The organism is Streptomyces sp. 13-12-16 (assembly GCF_002114215.1).
Classification (GTDB): domain Bacteria; phylum Actinomycetota; class Actinomycetes; order Streptomycetales; family Streptomycetaceae; genus Streptomyces.
On the sequence record NZ_NCTE01000531.1, the window covers coordinates 1 to 2,351 of the forward strand.

Sequence of the window (2,351 nt, forward strand, 5' to 3'; positions counted from 1 at the left end):
CAACGCCATCTCCCGCTTCATGATCCGCTCCGAGGAGGCGGTACGCGCCTCGGGCGTGTCCTGGACGATCCTGCGGCCCAGCGGCTTCATGTCCAACACCCTCCAGTGGACCGGCCAGCTGGCGGCCGGTGACGAGGTGCGGGAGGCGTTCCCCGACGTGGCCGTGGCGATGGTCGACCCGTATGACATCGCCGCCGTCGCCGCCCGCGTGCTGCTCGACCCGGACCACTTCGGGCGGGCCCACGCGCTCAGCGGGCCCGAGGCGCTGCGGCCCGCCGACCGGGTCCGTGTCCTCGCCCGGGTCCTGGACCGTCCGCTGCGCTTCACCGGGCTGTCCGACGACGAGGCGCGGCGCACCATGGAGGGCTCGGTCCCGCCGGAGTACATCGAGGCCTTCTTCCGCTACTACGCGGACGGCACCCTCGACGACTCGGTGGTGCGGCCGACCGTACGGAACCTGCTGGGCAGAGGGCCGCGCACGTTCGCCGAGTGGGCGACGGCCCACGCCGGCGCCTTCCGGCGCCCCGGCCCGTCCGCGTGACACCGACCGACGACCGACGACCGAAGGAGAGAGCGACATGAGCACCGTGGAGACCGTCCGGTTCAAGCTGGCGCCCGGGACGGACGCAGAGGAGTTCGCCCGGCTCGACGAGAAGGTCGAGACCGGTTACATGGCCAAGCGGCCGGGTTTCCTCAGCCGGGAGGTGACCCGCAGCGAGGAGGGTGAGTTCCTGGTGATCGTGCACTGGGCCACCCCCGAGGACGCCGACGCGACGATGCGGGGCTTCTTCGGCGCGCCGGAGACACAGGACTTCCTGGCCGCCATCGACACGTCGACGGTGGTCTCCGGGCGGTACGCGCGGCTGAGCTGAACCCCGCCGACCACACCGCGAGGGCGCCGGACCCGCCGGCGCCCTCGCGGCCGTCGTGCCGGATCAGATGCCGGATATCCGGCCGATGTTGAACGGCAGGTCCAGCGTGGCGGAGCCGAACTGGCTGCGGACCACGTGGATCGAGCCGTCCTTGCGCACCATCGTGGTCGGGTGCTGGAGCGCCGTGTTGCCCAGCTGCTTGTCGACGGAGGCGGCCGTGCCGTCGTGGGACAGGGTCAGCCTGCTGATCATGTCGGTGCCGAAGTGGGCGATCCAGAGCTGGTTCTTCTCCAGCAGCAGCCCGTCCGCGGTGGCGAGGCCGGAGCCGCCCTTCACCGCCACCTTCACCGCCCCGCCGGTGGCGGGGTCGAGGCGGAACAGGTCACCGGTGGCCATGTCCACGGTGATCAGGAAGCCGCCGGTGTGGTCGGACTCGATGCCGTTGAGCGTGATGGTGCCCTCGGCGTGCGGGGCGACCAGGGAGTTCAGGTCGAAGCCCGTGGACAGGGTGCGGTCGCCCCCGCCCGCGGTCACGGCGTCGGTGATCTGCCGGGGGGTGACCCGGTAGACCAGCTGCCGCAGCGAGTCGGTGATGTAGGCCGTGCCGTCCGGGGTGAGGTCCAGGTCGTTGAGGACCGACCGGCCCGGGGTGGGCGTCACGAAGCGGGCCAGCCGTGCGCCGGTGGCCGTGTCGTACAGGGTGACGGCGTCCCGGTCGTTCACCCACAGCCTGCCCTGGCCGTCCACGTCGGTGCCCATGGCGGTGTCCCGGCCGTCGGTCCCCTCGGGGAGGAAGACCTCGGCCTGGGTCTGCCCCTGCGGGGCCCTGTAGACGGCTCCGGTGGCGAAGGACGTGATGTAGGTGTCGCCGGTCCGCGGGTCGAGGGCGACGCCCTCCGGGTAGACCTTGGAGCCGGGGAGCGTGATGGCGTCGGTCACGGTGAGCCCGCGGGCGGTGTCGGGTGCCGCGGTGGCGGGGCCGGCGGGGGACAGGGCGAGCAGCCCGGCCAGGGCCAGTCCGATGGCGATGCGCATGCGGATTCCTCTCGGAGACTCGAAAGGCGGCACCTGCGCCGAACCGCACGGCCGCCTCGGGTGCGAGGAACCTATGGCCGAACCCTTGCGGTGAAGCGGACCGGAAAACACCGCTACGGGCCGCCGCCGGACGCGAATCCCCAGGTGAACCCGGAAAACCCGGCCGCGAGGGGCGGCTGAAATCCCCTCCCGGAACCGGCCGACTTCCGTATGTCGCTCACACCGTTCCGCTTCCCCCCGCAATCCGCGGGCAGTCGTGCCTCCCCCAGTGCCTCAAGGGCCTGGGAGGTGCCCCAGGGCGGCACGGGTGGGCGCGACGGCACCCCGCTGGCGCCGGGTCGCGCAACACCCCCCGCGTCACCGGAGGCCGCCGCACCCCGCAAGCGCCGGGCCGCGCAACACCCCCCGCGTCACCGGAGGCCGCCGCACCCCGCAAGCGCCGGG

At 72.8% G+C, this 2,351-nt stretch carries 2 protein-coding genes and 1 pseudogene; 2 read left to right on the forward strand and 1 reads right to left on the reverse strand.

The window, feature by feature from the left end:
- A pseudogene (locus tag B7767_RS46495) lies at positions 1-541 on the forward strand (nucleoside-diphosphate sugar epimerase); the annotation flags it as partial.
- A gap of 37 nt (positions 542-578) precedes the next feature.
- Entirely contained in the window at positions 579-872 is a 294-nt protein-coding gene (locus B7767_RS21460; protein ID WP_085573636.1) for an antibiotic biosynthesis monooxygenase, read from the forward strand.
- Between the two features lie 63 nt (positions 873-935).
- Here the strand turns inward: B7767_RS21460 and B7767_RS21465 are convergent, their stop codons facing one another.
- Complete coding sequence (locus tag B7767_RS21465) at positions 936-1,907, reverse strand: SMP-30/gluconolactonase/LRE family protein (RefSeq protein ID WP_085573637.1); 972 nt, start codon at positions 1,905-1,907, stop codon at positions 936-938.
- Positions 1,908-2,351: the final 444 nt, after the last annotated feature.

Bases quoted from the DNA above. Each gene is read 5' to 3' on its own strand.
- B7767_RS21465 (WP_085573637.1), bottom strand. From the start codon at position 1,907: ATGCGCATCGCCATCGGACTGGCCCTGGCCGGGCTGCTCGCCCTGTCC.
- B7767_RS21460 (WP_085573636.1), top strand. From the start codon at position 579: ATGAGCACCGTGGAGACCGTCCGGTTCAAGCTGGCGCCCGGGACGGAC.